The sequence below is a fragment of the Bacillus sp. FSL W8-0640 genome (assembly GCF_038007725.1).
In the GTDB taxonomy this organism is placed as follows: domain Bacteria; phylum Bacillota; class Bacilli; order Bacillales; family Bacillaceae_G; genus Bacillus_A; species Bacillus_A cereus.
The window spans coordinates 4,221,523-4,236,451 of sequence record NZ_JBBOXT010000001.1 but is presented as its reverse complement, the minus strand read 5'-3'; the positions used below and the strand labels follow the sequence as shown (position 1 = coordinate 4,236,451).

Sequence of the window (14,929 nt, the reverse complement as noted above, 5' to 3'; positions counted from 1 at the left end):
ATGGCAGGAGGATCAAGATTCCAACAGAAACAACAAAAACGTCGTCAAAACGGTGTTTTAAATATTGCAATCGCTATTGTATTACTATTAGTAGCTATTGTAGCATATCAATTGTTCGTTCCTAGTACGAAAGAGCAAGCATCTTCTACTGATAAGAAAGTCTCTCAACAAACAACAAAGAATGAGAAAGCTGGAAAATCAGAAGATAAAGAATCTGCTAAGAAAAAAGAACAAGAACAAGAGCAAGCAGAAGCTAAGAAAAAAGCTGAAGAAGAGAAGCTAAAGGCTGAAGAAGAACAGAAAAAAGCTGAAGAAGAAGCGAAAGCTAACGAGAAAGTATCAGCTGAGAAAACTGTATCTAAGGCAAAAGAGGCGTATACAAAACCTTCTTGGAAAGCTGTAGGAACAGAACAAGGTTCATCACCAGCGATGACGTTTAAACAGGGTTCATCAGATTGGAATGAGATGCAAAGTGCAATTGCTGCAGGTGTTGAAGTACCGAAAGAGCAATTAGTATTCCATTTTGTTGGAAGAGACAAAACTGGAAAGAGCAAAGCTTATGGTGATGTTCAAGATAAGCAAAGTGGGAAAAGATATTATGTAAATATTGATTGGGTAGACAATGAGGGCTGGAAACCAGTACTTGTTCAAACTCTAAACTAAAAAAGAGAGGCTCCTTAGGAGCTTCTCTTTTTTGTTAACGCAATTTCTTTAATTTAAAATGAACAACCGCGCTATAATACGGTCTTTTGCTTTCAGGATCCATAACCATTTGATGTGAGATGTGATGAACTTCAAGCATAAGTGCTTTATTATTATCAATTTGTTCACTAATTTTTCGTTCTAAAGAAGCTAAGTCTCCCGCTTCAAAAAACTCTACTTTATCTTCTAACATTTCAAAGGTAAATGACATGAAGACGGCCCCTCTCCTATGTAATCAACTATAGTGTAACAAAGAAAAGAAGGAAATACCATGTACATTTCAATTGACATTTTTAGAAAGAGGGAATATCATACTGATAAAACCGATAAGAAAAAGGGGAATTTTTATGGGTACAGAATTTAATGGTTTATTTGATGAGTGGGCTCATACGTACGACTCATTTGTACAAGGCGAAGATATACAATATAAAGAAGTTTTCGCCCATTATGAGGACATTCTAGAGGATGTAGTTAACAAGTCATTTGGTAATGTATTAGAATTTGGTGTCGGTACAGGTAATTTAACAAATAAATTATTACTTGCTGGCCGCACAGTTTACGGTATAGAACCGTCGCGTGAAATGCGCATGATTGCAAAAGAGAAATTGCCAAAAGAATTTTCAATTACAGACGGTGATTTTCTTTCGTTTGAAGTTCCAAATTCAATTGATACCATTGTAAGCACCTATGCATTTCATCATTTAACAGATGATGAAAAAAATGTAGCGATTGCGAAGTATAGTCAATTGCTAAACAAAGGTGGTAAAATAGTGTTTGCTGATACGATATTTGCAGATCAAGATGCATATGATAAAACTGTTGAAACAGCAAAACAAAGAGGTTTCCACCAGTTAGCAAACGATTTGCAAACGGAATACTATACACGTATTCCAGTTATGCAGACTATTTTTGAAAACAATGGCTTCCATGTAACGTTCACGAGATTAAATCATTTCGTTTGGGTAATGGAGGCAACTAAGCAATAGAAAGAGGGATTAGATTGAGAATTGCTGTAATTGGAGCAATGGAAGAAGAAGTACGTATTTTACGTGATAAATTAGAACAAGCAGAGACAGAAACGGTTGCAGGTTGTGAATTTACGAAAGGGCTATTAGCAGGGCATGAAGTAATCTTGTTAAAGTCTGGTATTGGTAAAGTAAACGCAGCGATGTCAACGACAATTTTATTAGAAAAATATAAGCCTGAAAAAGTAATTAATACTGGTTCAGCTGGTGGATTCCATCATTCTCTAAACGTTGGTGATGTAGTTATTTCCACTGAAGTTCGTCACCATGACGTAGATGTAACAGCATTTAACTATGAATATGGTCAAGTACCAGGAATGCCGCCTGGATTTAAAGCTGATGAGGCGTTAGTTGCATTAGCTGAGAAATGTATGCAGGCTGAAGAAAATATTCAAGTTGTAAAAGGTATGATTGCAACAGGTGATTCATTTATGAGTGATCCGAACCGCGTTGCAGCCATCCGTGATAAATTTGAAAATCTTTATGCGGTAGAAATGGAAGCAGCAGCTGTTGCACAAGTATGCCACCAATATGAAATTCCGTTTGTTATCATTCGCGCACTTTCTGATATTGCTGGTAAAGAATCAAATGTTTCATTTGATCAGTTTTTAGATCAAGCAGCTCTTCATTCTACAAACTTTATCGTAAAAGTGTTAGAAGAGTTAAAGTAATGTAACAAAAAGGCAACTGTCTCATATAAAGAAAATACATACAGTTGCCTTTTCTTTATTGGCAAACAAGGGGGAGAACACGATGAATGTATATCGTGGAGTTCATGAGTTAATTGGTCATACACCAATTGTAGAAATTACTCGTTTTTCACTTCCGAAAGGAGTCCGTTTATTTGCAAAGCTTGAATTTTATAACCCAGGCGGAAGCGTTAAGGATCGTTTAGGAAGAGAATTAATCGAAGATGCGCTAGAAAAAGGGCTTGTTACCCAGGGTGGAACAATTATTGAACCGACTGCTGGGAATACTGGTATTGGACTGGCACTTGCAGCATTAGAACATGATTTACGTGTTATTGTTTGTGTACCAGAGAAATTTAGTATTGAAAAACAAGAATTAATGAAAGCACTAGGTGCAACGGTCGTGCATACACCGACTGAGCAAGGAATGACCGGTGCAATTGCTAAAGCAAAAGAGTTAGTAAATGAACTACCGAATTCATACTCTCCAAGTCAGTTCGCAAATGAGGCAAATCCTCGTGCATATTTTAAAACACTAGGACCTGAACTGTGGGACGCATTGAATGGAGAGATTAACATATTTGTTGCTGGAGCAGGAACTGGCGGTACGTTTATGGGGACTGCATCTTATTTGAAAGAAAAAAATATAGATATTAAAACAGTTATCGTAGAGCCAGAAGGATCTATTTTAAATGGTGGTAAGGCTGGTTCACATGAGACCGAAGGAATTGGACTGGAATTTATCCCGCCATTTTTGAAGACATCTTATTTTGATGAAATTCATACGATTTCTGATCGAAATGCATTTTTACGAGTGAAAGAATTAGCGCAAAAAGAAGGACTTCTCGTTGGGAGCTCTTCAGGAGCAGCATTTCATGCGAGCTTACTGGAGGCAGAGAAGGCAGCACCAGGTACAAATATTGTAACGATTTTTCCTGATAGCAGTGAGCGCTATTTAAGTAAAGACATATACAAAGGATGGGAATAAAAAATGAGAGCAAAGACAAAGTTAATTCATGGTATTCGCATAGGAGAACCTTCAACTGGATCTGTAAACGTACCGATTTATCAAACAAGTACGTACAAACAAGAAGCAGTTGGTAAGCATCAAGGATATGAATATTCACGTACAGGTAACCCAACACGTGCAGCTTTAGAAGAAATGATTGCTGTATTAGAAAATGGGCATGCTGGATTTGCATTTGGTTCAGGAATGGCTGCTATTACAGCGACAATTATGTTGTTCTCAAAAGGTGACCACGTTATTTTAACAGATGATGTTTATGGCGGAACATACCGCGTTATTACGAAAGTATTAAACCGTTTCGGTATTGAGCATACATTTGTAGATACAACAAACTTAGAGGAAGTTGAAGAAGCGATTCGTCCAAATACGAAAGCAATTTATGTGGAAACACCAACGAACCCACTACTAAAAATTACTGATATTAAGAAAATATCTACTCTTGCTAAAGAGAAAGACCTATTAACAATTATTGATAACACATTCATGACGCCATATTGGCAGTCGCCGATTTCTTTAGGAGCAGATATTGTGCTTCATAGTGCAACGAAATATTTAGGAGGTCATAGTGATGTAGTTGCAGGTTTAGTAGTTGTAAATAGCCCACAACTAGCAGAAGATCTTCACTTTGTACAAAACTCAACAGGAGGTATTCTTGGGCCACAAGATAGCTTCTTACTACTTCGCGGTTTAAAAACATTAGGAATTCGTATGGAAGAACATGAAACGAATTCACGTGCTATTGCTGAGTTCTTAAATAATCATCCAAAAGTAAATAAAGTATATTACCCAGGTCTTGAATCACATCAAAATCACGAATTAGCAACAGAACAAGCAAACGGGTTTGGTGCTATTATCTCATTTGATGTAGATAGTGAAGAAACATTAAATAAAGTACTTGAGAAACTACAATACTTTACACTTGCTGAAAGCTTAGGAGCGGTAGAAAGTTTAATTTCTATTCCATCTCAAATGACACATGCATCAATCCCAGCTGATCGCCGCAAAGAATTAGGAATTACAGATACATTAATTCGTATTTCTGTCGGTATTGAAGATGGTGAAGATTTAATTGAAGATTTAGCACAAGCGCTAGCATAATAAAAAATGCACTGCTCTATATTAGCAGTGCGTTTTTTTATTACGTCTATTTTGTGAAACGTTTCACAAAATAGACATACACAAACGAAATGATTTCATGTATATTGAATTCAGGAAACGTTACTCACGAACAAACTTGTGAAACTTTTCACAAACAATGAAATTCATGTAGGAAAGCATCTCTATTTTTTTGTGTTAATTGGGACTTATTTTGACCTACAGGGACATATAAGGACCGTAATAGTAGAATAGGAGGAAATTCACATGGTAGTCAAAGAGAAAGTTGTAAATGAAATGCAGGAAGTAAAAAAGATGATTGATACGCTAGTAAATAATGGTCAACAAGCTTTACAAGCATTAGAAAGTTTTACACAAGAGGAAATTGACAACATTGTTCATGAAATGGCATTAGCAGGTGTTGAACAACATATGCCGCTAGCAAAATTGGCAGTTGAAGAAACTGGCCGTGGTGTATATGAAGACAAATGCATTAAAAATATTTTTGCCACTGAATATATTTGGCATAGTATAAAGCAAGATAAAACGGTAGGGATTATTCACGAAGATCCTCATGAAGAAATAATAGAAATCGCGGAACCTGTCGGTGTAGTAGCTGGAGTAACACCAGTAACGAATCCAACGTCGACAACAATGTTTAAAGCGTTAATTGCGATAAAAACAAGAAATCCAATTATTTTCGCATTTCATCCTTCCGCACAAAAATGTTCTGTGGCAGCAGCGAAAACCGTATATGATGCAGCGATGAAAGCTGGTGCACCAAAACACTGTATTCAATGGATTGAAAGACCGTCTGTTGAAGCGACGAAACAATTGATGAACCATGATGGTGTAGCACTCGTTCTAGCAACTGGAGGCGCTGGTATGGTGAAATCAGCTTACTCTACTGGAAAACCAGCGTTAGGCGTTGGTCCTGGTAATGTACCGTGTTATATAGAAAAATCAGCACATGTAAAACGAGCTGTTAATGATTTAATTTTATCAAAAACATTTGATAACGGTATGATTTGTGCATCGGAACAAGCAATCATTGTCGATAAAGAAATTTATGATGATGTTAAAACAGAAATGATTGAAAACAGTTGTTACTTTGTAACAGAAGAAGAAAGAAAAAAATTAGAAAAGCTCGTTATAAATGAAAATACATGTGCAGTAAATAGTGATATTGTAGGGAAATCCGCACAGTATATTGCCGATTTAGTTGGGATCACTGTTCCTGGACATACAAAAATGCTTGTAGCTGAAATTCAAGGTATCGGAGCAGCATATCCGTTATCCCGTGAGAAACTGAGTCCAGTATTAGCTTGTGTGAAGGCAAATTCATTAGAAGAAGGATTTACATATTGCGAAGAAATGTTGAACCTCGGTGGTTTAGGACATTCAGCAGTTATCCATTCTACAAATAAAGATGTGCAAAAGCAATTTGGGTTACGTATGAAAGCTTGCCGTCTCATTGTAAATGCACCTTCATCACAAGGTGGAATAGGGGATATATATAATGGATTTATTCCATCACTTACACTTGGTTGTGGTTCATACGGAAAGAATTCAGTTTCCCAAAATGTAACAGCGACTCATTTATTAAATATAAAAAGGCTGGCAAATAGAAAAAAGAATATGCAGTGGTTCAAACTGCCACCAAAAATTTATTTTGAAAAACATGCTACAGCTTATTTAGCAAATATGCCTAACATTTCACGTGCATTTATTGTAACGGACCCCGGAATGGTTGAACATGGCTATGTCGATACAGTCGCGCACTATTTAAACAAGAATGCAAATGATGTGAAAGTTGAAGTTTTCTTTGAGGTCGAACCAGATCCATCAGATGAAACTGTTTTCAAAGGTGCGGAAATGATGAAAAGCTTTAAGCCAGATGTAATTATCGCACTTGGTGGTGGTTCAGCTATGGATGCAGCAAAAGGAATGTGGTTATTCTATGAGCATCCAGAAACGACATTCTATGGTATTAAACAGAAATTTTTAGATATAAGAAAACGTACATGTAAATATCCGGAATTAGGAAATAAGGCGCAGTTTGTTGCGATTCCAACGACATCAGGAACGGGATCAGAAGTGACACCATTTGCGGTTATTACAGATAAGAAAAATAATATAAAGTATCCGCTCGCAGATTATGAATTAACACCAGATGTAGCAATTGTTGATCCACAATTTGTAATGACAGTACCACCACATGTAACAGCAGATACTGGTATGGATGTTTTAACACATGCAATTGAGGCGTATGTGTCTGTTATGGCAAATGACTATACAGATGGATTAGCATTAAAAGCTATTGATCTCGTATTCAAATATTTACCGAGAGCATATAAAGATGGAAATGATGAAGAAGCAAGAGAAAAAATGCATAACGCTTCTGCAATTGCAGGGATGGCATTTGCAAATGCTTTCCTCGGTATTAATCACAGCTTAGCACATAAGATTGGACCAGAATTCCATATTCCGCACGGACGCGCAAATGCCATTCTAATGCCGCACGTAGTCCGCTATAATGCTATTAAGCCAAGAAAACACGCATTGTTCCCAAAATATGAGCACTTTGTGGCAGATGAAAGATATGCACATATAGCGAGAATGCTCGGGCTTCCAGCAAGTTCGGCAGCAGAAGGGGTGGAATCACTCGTCCGAGCAATTATTGAGCTTGGAAAAAGCTTAAATATTAATATGAGTATTGCGGGACAAGGAGTCGATAAAGAGCAATTTGAAGAGGTTGTTGGAGTATTAGCAGAAAGAGCTTTTGAAGATCAATGTACAACTGCTAATCCAAAGTTACCGCTTATTTCAGAGCTGAAAGAAATTTATATGGAAGCATATAAAGGTGAATAATGATAAAAAAAGAGCCGCAGTAAAAGCGGCTCTTTTTTTATTGGAAAACATCTCCCAGAATGGCTGTATTTACTGGTCTTTCAGTTTCATAGAATATGATACAGTGAAATGGAGGAGTGAGAATATAATGAAAGAATTAAAAGGAAAAATAGAAGATTATACTCGGTTTGGACAAATGCTTCTCGCTGTAAGTACATTGTTAATGGTTGGCTTATTGATTCCGAGTGGAGCAAAAGAGACAATCCAATTTTTTGTTATGATGGGGAGCATCGTTATATTTTTAAGCTTATCGTTCTTTTTCTTTCAGCGTGTGAAAGTGATGCGTGACCAGCTAGAGGAAAATGAATGTGAATAATATTGTTAACTAGAGCGCAGCGAAAAGAAAAAATCTTTTTGTCGCGCTTTTTGTTTTTTTGTAGGAAAATATATGCGTTTCGTGTTGACAATGATAATCCTTATCAATTAAAGTAGAATAGTAGTTAATGATTATCATTATCATTTAGAGGTGAAGGAATGAAAAAATCTATTACGCTATTTACAGCGATTTTATCTATTTTTTTCTTGTTAATAGGTTGCAGTGCCAAAGGGGACGAAAAAGCGTCTGCAATCAAAACAGAAAAAGGAAAAGAGAAAATCGAAATTACCGACCTATCAGGAAGAAAGGTAACATTCGATAAAGTGCCAGAAAGTTTTGCAACATTAAGTATGGGGGACATGGATATTATTCATGCTTTAGGTGGAAAAATAGTAGGTCGCCCGGATACGAAATTAACTCTTCCAGATGAGCTAAAGAAAGCACAAGTAATTGGGAATGCACATCAACCGAATTTTGAGCAAATTGCTAGTTTAAAGCCCGATGTACTTGTTGCTAACAATGGATTCCAAAAGAATGTGCCAACGGTTGAAGGACAAGGAACGCAAGTTATCATTTCTTCTGCGAATTCTGTACAAGATATTCAAAAAAATATTGAATTATATGGAACGGTAATGAAGAAAGAAGATAAAGCAAAAGAAATTAATCAAAAAATGAATGATCAAATGAAGAAATATGAGAAAAAGAGCGATGTGAAAGCATTGCTAGTGTATGGCGCACCAGGAACTTATTTAGCGGCATTACCAACATCTTTATCAGGTGATATTTTAGAAAAAACAGGCGGAAAAAATATTGCTTCTGATTTTCCAGAAACGAAAGAATATCCGCAATATGCACAGCTAAGTGTAGAACGTATTATTGAGGCGAATCCAGATGTGATTTATTTAATTACACACGGAGATCCAAAAAGTGTGAAAAAAGCATTCGAAGGCGAAATGATGAAAAATGAAGCGTGGAAAAATTTAGAGGCAGTAAAACAAAACCGCGTAGTTATTTTGCCACCTGATTTATTTGGATCTAATCCTGGTACAAAAGTTACAGAAGCAATGGACTTTATGTATAAAAGTATACAAGATGTAAGGAAATGATACTATGGAAAGTAGTGAAGTAGTAAGAGAAAAGGAACATCCTTTTGCGAAAAAAAGATGGATAATAGCAGTTACTTTAGTTGTATTAACAATCCTAGGTCTCTTTTACGGTCTTTTCGCAGGAAGTTTATCCTTTTCTGTACGAGATATTCTAACGGGTATACAAGATGAAGGTTCGACAGTTCATCGAATTGTATGGGATCTTCGCATACCGAGAGTGCTCATTGGGTTTATAGTAGGAACATGTTTAGCTGCATCTGGTACACTGCTACAAGGAGTTATGAGAAACCCTCTTGCAGATCCTGGTATTATCGGAGTTTCATCTGGGGCAGGCCTTGTAGCAATTGTCATCATGATTTTATTCCCACAGCATCTAGCTTTTTTACCACTAGGGGCGTTTTTAGGATCTTTCATAACAGCGATGGTTATTTATGCTTTATCATGGCAAAAAGGGGCACCACCTTCAAAAATCGTCTTAGTAGGGGTGTCGATCAATGCATTAATTGGTGCAGCAACGTCAGCATTAATGTTATTACATAGTGACAAAGTACAATCGGTGTTACCGTGGCTAGCGGGTGGTATTGGTGGTGTAAGTTGGGCACATTTAAATATGATTATTTATTATGCAATATTCGCCATTATATTAGCTTTCTTTGGTATTAAGCATATTCGAGTGTTAATGCTTGGAGATGAAATGGCAAAGTTATTAGGACATAACGTGGAAAAAAGTCGGTTTTATTTAATCGTAGTAAGTACATTATTAGCTGGAATTGCAGTAAGTGTGTCTGGTCTTATTGGATTTGTCGGTCTTGTCGTACCACATATGCTACGTTTATTAGTTGGAAATGATTATAGATATTTGCTACCTTTATCATGCCTTGGCGGCGGGGTATTACTTGTTTTTGCGGATGCAATAGCTCGAAGTTGGTTTGACCCAATCGAATTGCCTGTTGGTATTTTACTGTCCTTCTTAGGTGGTCCGTTCTTCTTATATTTAATTCATAGAGGAGGAAAACAAAGTGATTTCCGTTAACAAAGTGTTTTACGCACACTCTGAAAGATTTCAAATGCAAAATATGAATGTACATATTAAGGCTGGAGAAATCGTTAGTTTAATTGGTCCGAATGGATCGGGAAAATCTACTTTGCTTCGTTTAATAGCAAGGCTACTGAAACAAAGCGAAGGGGACATCATTTTAGATGGGAAAAATATTCATATGATGAAGAGTGCTGATGTAGCGAAGCAATTAGCAATGTTACCACAAATGCATGATCATCAATTAGATTTAACAGTGAAAGAACTAATTGAGTTCGGAAGAGGTCCACATAAATCATGGAGTAGCCACTTAAATAAAGAAGATGAAGAAATTGTTGATTGGGCATTGTCTGTTACAAATCTTGAAGGGTATGAATATCGTCTTTTACATTCTTTATCAGGAGGGGAACGGCAACGTGCTTGGATTGCGATGACGCTAGCGCAACGTACAAATGTCTTATTATTGGATGAACCAACAACCTTTTTAGATATCGTTCACCAGTTGGAAGTAATGGAACTTGTGAAACGATTAAATGAGGAGTTTGGAATGACAATTATAATGGTTTTACATGACATTAACCAAGCTGCTCAATATAGCGATCGTTTACTTGTATTAAAGCGAGGAAAAATTCAGTATGATGGTATACCAGAAGAAGTACTATGCCATGAAATGTTTCAACATGTATTTGGCATAGATGTAGATATTTTTCAGGGAAGTGACAAGCCTTTTTTTACACCGAAACGAATTTCTAAAAGGGGAGAAGAGCGATGCAAACAGAAGAGCGTATTACCATTGAATTAGTAAGAGAATTTGTTATGGCAGCTCACGGGGATTTAGAGAAAGTACAAGAGCTATTGGTTGAATCACCAAGCTTACTTCACGCCTCTTATAATTGGGGTGGATCAGATTGGGAAAGTGCGTTAGGCGCATCGGCACATGTAGGTCGTAAAGATATTGCTCTTTATTTACTAGAAAAGGGTGCTCGGATGGATATTTTTGCAGCAGCTATGCTTGGTGAATTAGAAGTTGTACAAGCTATTTTAGTAGCTCAACCAGAAGCATTGCGCGCATCTGGTCCTCATGGTATTTCTCTTCTTCAACATGCACGAATGGGTGGAGAGAAATCTAAGCGTGTATATGATTATTTAGCAATACTATCTTAATGAACGAAGGAAGTTCTTATGTGCGGTAAACTTTTCACTTGAAACAATTGGAAAGTTTACCGCCCGTTAGAACGGGATAAGTATCTAGTATATTTGAAAATCCTACACCCCCCTCAATTGTAGTTTTCTTTATGCTAGTTATGATATGGATGCAGTGGACAATATTTGTCTACTGCTTTTTTTGTTTCTATAAGATTGAATATTCTGTGTTATGTGGTTGATTCATTTATAATAAATGGTAACACTTATTGTGCATACAAAATATGATTGTGAAATTAAGAAGAAATTAGTAGAAAGGAGTGAAGGAATGTTTCATACAGACCGTTTACAAATTCGTAAATATACAATGGATGATTTACAGTTCTACGCTTCACTATGGGGAAACGAAAAAGTAATGCGCTATATTGGAAATGGGAATTTAAAAACATATATGCAATGTAAAAAAAGTTTGGAAGAGTGGGTAATTCCTAGCTATAAAAACGGCCTCGGTTTATTTGTATTAATTGAAAAGGAAACGGGGATACGGATTGGTCATGCAGGATTAGTAAAGCAGCAGATAGATGGAAAAGAGGAAATTGAAATTGGTTATTGGTTATTACCTCAGTATTGGGGAAAAGGCTATGCGAGAGAAGCAGCGGCAGCATTTCGAGACTATGGCTTCCAAGCGTTACGAATGAATAAATTGATTTCTCTTATTAATCCGGACCACCCCGCCTCAATCTTTGTTGCTAGAAAAACGGGGCTTAGTTATGAGAAAACAACTTCATTTCATGGGATGGATGTTCTCGTTTATTCCATTAGGCGCGTTGGATGAAAAAAGGTTAATTGCATTTTTTGAAGAATGGTATATAAAAATAAAGGGGGGATTACATGTACATTTATCATAATGGACTTATTATTCGTGAGGGGACGAATGGTGTACCTGCATATGCAATTAAGACTTTATTCGAAGATGCCGGTTGGAGCAATGATAATATCCCTTCTTGGCAAATTGAAAAATTCACGATAGCATTTGAAAATTCAACATGGGCATTCACAATTTGGGATGAAGAAGAGATGATTGCCATGGTTAGAGTCATTTCTGATGGAATCATGGTCGCGAACATAGTAAATTTAGTTGTGAAATGTGAATATAGAGGGAAGGGATTAGGTAAGAAACTTGTCGCTCTTTGTTTGCAAAAGCTACCACATGGTGACTGGTTTGCACATACTTCTGCGAACAATTTTGATTTTTATAGAAGCTGTGGATTTGAAGTTAGAGAGCTATCGAGAAATGGAACATGTGCGTATTATGGATATCAAGTCGCGAAAAGAGATGGTCACCGATAAATGAATGAAAAGTAAAAGTTTAGCGAGGTAATTTTTAGGATTTGATAATAGAGAATGGATTGAGGCACATTTTATGATAAAATAAAAGAAAATTCTGTTTATTATTAGGGGGATAAAAATGAGTATAAAAGTTGGGGATGTATTTAAATATGAAAGAAGATTTACTGAGGAAGAGGTGTTTGAATTTGCAAATATTACCGGAGATAAAGGTAGACACCATGTGGAATATGATGAAAATGGAAGATTAATGGTCCATGGTTTATTGACTGCTAGCATTGGAACGAAAGTAGGCGAAGAATTACATTACATAGCAAGAGAATTAGTAAGTGAGTTTATTAGACCAGTTTTCACAGGAGATACAATCACTTGTGAACTAACTTTAACAAATGTTGAGCAAATGGAAGGCTATAAAAAAGTTTCAATCGAGTCAGTTTATCGCAATCAACACGAAAAGACTGTACTAGTGGGGACAAGTTATGGAATTATAAGGGGATAAAAAAGAAGCCTGTTTAGCAGGCTTCTTTTTTATTATTTAGTAAACACGTTTTCGATTTTCCGCATAACTAGAGATGAGTAGTAATGCAGTTTCTTCTCCTATATTACGAACAATATGAGGAACGCATGCATTCCATGAGAAAGAATCACCTTCTTCTACAATTGCAATATCTTCACCGTGCTGAACTTCTAGTTTTCCGCGTAATACAAGGTGACATTCTTCCCCTTCATGGGCATTTGGTGAGTTTTCTTTCGGGAATCCAGTAGGGATTTCTACTAAAGATAGGCGAAGGCCCCCTTGCTCCGCAACATGTTCAATTCTTTGCTCATCTTTGCCGTATACACTGTATTTCCGTTCTTCTTTTTTGACAATTTTTAATCGATCTTTTTGCTCTAACAATAAATAGGGAAGGGGAACGTTTAAAAAATTGGAGATCGTTTCTAAAGTTGAGATAGATGGTGATGTTTTATTATTTTCAACCTGACTCATAAATCCTTTAGAAAGACCTGTTCCCTCACAAATTTGTGCGATTGTTATGCCCCTACGTTGACGAATTTCACGTATTGCAGAACCAATATTCATAAAATCAAGCTCCTTTTTGTAAACAACTATTTGTATCATAGCAAAAAAAATATATTTTTTCCCAGTGAAAATGAATTGACGAATAAAAAAAATTAGTGTATGTTTTGTAATGTGAATAAAAGTTTTGTATAAGAAAACTATAAAGGAGAGAAAGAAATGAATCAACATATTGGTAACTTAATTATTCGTATCGTGTTAGGGGTAACATTCTTCATGCACGGTTTAACAAAATTCCAATCAGGAATTGACAATATTGCAGGGTGGTTTACAAGCATTGGTTTACCAGGAGGACTTGCATACGGTGTAGCAACATTTGAATTAGTTGGAGGCCTATTATTAATTCTAGGTTTAGGTGTAAGATATATTGGATTATTATTTGCACTTGTTATGGTTGGAGCAATCGTAAAAGTGAAATGGTCAGCTGGTTTATTGGGAGATGGAAAAAATCCTGGTTTCGAATTAGAACTTGCATTATTAGCAATGGGTGCATACTTATTTGTTGCAAAAGCTGATGGTTTTGTAGATAATTTCTTAAAAGAAAAAATGTCAAAGAAGAACTAATTTAAATGGGGGGCTAACAAGATGAGTTTTCAACTTCATCCCGATACAACACTGGATGTTGTTCATTTATACGTATCTAATGTAAAGAAATCACTAGAGTTTTATACGGAAGTACTAAGTATGAAGGTGCTAAAAGAAGAAAAAGCAGTCGTTACATTTGGGAATGAAAATGATGAACCACTTCTTATCATTGAAGAAAAGAAAGAAGCTTTTCCGAAGCAAAGAGGAAGAACAGGGTTATATCATTACGCAATTTTATTACCAAGTAGGCAGGATTTAGCGAATGTTCTTCGTCATCTTGTAGAAATGGTATATCCACTACATGGCGGGGCCGATCATTACTTTAGTGAAGCTCTTTATTTAGCTGATCCAGATGGAAACGGGATTGAAATTTATCATGATCGACAAAAAGAAGTTTGGCGTGATGAGAATGGAGAGCTCCCATTTGTTAGTAACCCGTTAGCTGGTGAAGAATTATTGCAGCAAGGAAGTACATGGAGTGGATTTCCAGCTGGTACTGTGATGGGGCATATTCATTTCCATGTAGCTGATTTAGAGGAAGCGAAACGTTTCTATGTTGATGGTCTTGGTTTTGAAGTAACAATCCCAGCTCGTAATGGAGCGTTGTTCGTATCAGCAGGTGGCTATCATCACCATATCGGTTTAAATACATGGCAAGGTGAAGGGGTACCACCGCAAATGCCAGGTTCTGTTGGTTTGAAATATTTCACAATTGTATTAGCGGATGAAAAACAAAAAGAGCAAGTATGTGAAAGCTTAAAAAATATTGGTAAGATTGCTACGTACAAAGATGGAATATTACAAGTCGAGGATCCATTTGGACATTGTATCCATTTCCAAATAAAAGGAGAAGCCTAAAAAGGCTTCTCT

The 14,929-nt window shown here is 36.5% G+C and carries 18 protein-coding genes; 16 read left to right on the top strand and 2 right to left on the bottom strand.

Translation table 11 applies throughout. From position 1 onward, the window contains the following. Complete coding sequence (locus N2V80_RS21900) at window positions 1–663, top strand: YrrS family protein (protein ID WP_061654491.1); 663 nt, start codon at window positions 1–3, stop codon at window positions 661–663. A gap of 34 nt (window positions 664–697) precedes the next feature. On the opposite strand, the gene N2V80_RS21895 is transcribed toward N2V80_RS21900, so the two are convergent. Further along, window positions 698–913: a YrzA family protein gene (locus N2V80_RS21895; RefSeq protein WP_000010984.1), complete on the bottom strand. Its 216-nt coding sequence runs from the start codon at window positions 911–913 to the stop codon at window positions 698–700. Between the two features lie 136 nt (window positions 914–1,049). Between N2V80_RS21895 and N2V80_RS21890 the strand changes: the two genes are divergently transcribed. The 13 genes from N2V80_RS21890 (at window position 1,050) to N2V80_RS21830 (ending at window position 12,895) form a co-directional block, all read left to right on the top strand. Beyond that, complete coding sequence (locus N2V80_RS21890; RefSeq protein WP_000536315.1) at window positions 1,050–1,688, top strand: class I SAM-dependent methyltransferase; 639 nt, start codon at window positions 1,050–1,052, stop codon at window positions 1,686–1,688. Between the two features lie 14 nt (window positions 1,689–1,702). Next, entirely contained in the window at window positions 1,703–2,398 is a 696-nt protein-coding gene (mtnN, locus tag N2V80_RS21885; RefSeq protein ID WP_001217024.1) for a 5'-methylthioadenosine/S-adenosylhomocysteine nucleosidase, read from the top strand. A gap of 82 nt (window positions 2,399–2,480) precedes the next feature. Then, a complete protein-coding gene (locus tag N2V80_RS21880; RefSeq protein WP_001103881.1) occupies window positions 2,481–3,404 on the top strand; it encodes an O-acetylserine dependent cystathionine beta-synthase in 924 nt (307 codons plus the stop codon). A 3-nt stretch (window positions 3,405–3,407) separates the two neighbouring features. Then, window positions 3,408–4,541 (top strand): bifunctional cystathionine gamma-lyase/homocysteine desulfhydrase, encoded by a 1,134-nt coding sequence (locus tag N2V80_RS21875; protein WP_001201908.1) that lies wholly within the window; start codon window positions 3,408–3,410, stop codon window positions 4,539–4,541. Window positions 4,542–4,805: 264 nt separating this feature from the next. Then, window positions 4,806–7,409 (top strand): bifunctional acetaldehyde-CoA/alcohol dehydrogenase, encoded by a 2,604-nt coding sequence (adhE, locus tag N2V80_RS21870; RefSeq protein ID WP_061654490.1) that lies wholly within the window; start codon window positions 4,806–4,808, stop codon window positions 7,407–7,409. A 127-nt stretch (window positions 7,410–7,536) separates the two neighbouring features. Continuing rightward, a complete protein-coding gene (locus tag N2V80_RS21865) occupies window positions 7,537–7,764 on the top strand; it encodes a YrhC family protein (protein WP_000661265.1) in 228 nt (75 codons plus the stop codon). Window positions 7,765–7,922: 158 nt separating this feature from the next. Next, window positions 7,923–8,870, top strand: coding sequence for an ABC transporter substrate-binding protein (locus tag N2V80_RS21860; RefSeq protein ID WP_061654489.1), 948 nt, complete (start codon window positions 7,923–7,925; stop codon window positions 8,868–8,870). Window positions 8,871–8,874: 4 nt separating this feature from the next. Then, window positions 8,875–9,903, top strand: coding sequence for a FecCD family ABC transporter permease (locus tag N2V80_RS21855; protein WP_000445963.1), 1,029 nt, complete (start codon window positions 8,875–8,877; stop codon window positions 9,901–9,903). Next, complete coding sequence (locus tag N2V80_RS21850; protein ID WP_000626525.1) at window positions 9,890–10,708, top strand: ABC transporter ATP-binding protein; 819 nt, start codon at window positions 9,890–9,892, stop codon at window positions 10,706–10,708. The genes N2V80_RS21855 and N2V80_RS21850 overlap by 14 nt, the downstream gene beginning before the upstream one ends. Further along, window positions 10,675–11,070, top strand: a complete 396-nt coding sequence (locus N2V80_RS21845; RefSeq protein ID WP_001192763.1) for an ankyrin repeat domain-containing protein — start codon at window positions 10,675–10,677, stop codon at window positions 11,068–11,070. The genes N2V80_RS21850 and N2V80_RS21845 overlap by 34 nt, the downstream gene beginning before the upstream one ends. Window positions 11,071–11,305: 235 nt before the next feature. Then, entirely contained in the window at window positions 11,306–11,884 is a 579-nt protein-coding gene (locus tag N2V80_RS21840; protein ID WP_000258037.1) for a GNAT family N-acetyltransferase, read from the top strand. A 56-nt stretch (window positions 11,885–11,940) separates the two neighbouring features. Continuing rightward, complete coding sequence (locus tag N2V80_RS21835) at window positions 11,941–12,399, top strand: GNAT family N-acetyltransferase (RefSeq protein WP_000276114.1); 459 nt, start codon at window positions 11,941–11,943, stop codon at window positions 12,397–12,399. A 118-nt stretch (window positions 12,400–12,517) separates the two neighbouring features. Then, window positions 12,518–12,895: a MaoC/PaaZ C-terminal domain-containing protein gene (locus N2V80_RS21830; protein WP_000025015.1), complete on the top strand. Its 378-nt coding sequence runs from the start codon at window positions 12,518–12,520 to the stop codon at window positions 12,893–12,895. Window positions 12,896–12,931: 36 nt separating this feature from the next. Here the strand turns inward: N2V80_RS21830 and N2V80_RS21825 are convergent, their stop codons facing one another. Continuing rightward, window positions 12,932–13,477 (bottom strand): helix-turn-helix domain-containing protein, encoded by a 546-nt coding sequence (locus tag N2V80_RS21825; protein WP_001020693.1) that lies wholly within the window; start codon window positions 13,475–13,477, stop codon window positions 12,932–12,934. Window positions 13,478–13,633: 156 nt separating this feature from the next. Between N2V80_RS21825 and N2V80_RS21820 the strand changes: the two genes are divergently transcribed. Together N2V80_RS21820 and N2V80_RS21815 are read left to right on the top strand one after the other, a co-directional pair. Next, on the top strand, window positions 13,634–14,038 hold the full coding sequence (locus N2V80_RS21820) for a DoxX family protein (protein ID WP_001071553.1): 405 nt from the start codon (window positions 13,634–13,636) through the stop codon (window positions 14,036–14,038). A 21-nt stretch (window positions 14,039–14,059) separates the two neighbouring features. Continuing rightward, entirely contained in the window at window positions 14,060–14,917 is an 858-nt protein-coding gene (locus tag N2V80_RS21815) for a VOC family protein (protein WP_000009844.1), read from the top strand. Window positions 14,918–14,929: the final 12 nt, after the last annotated feature.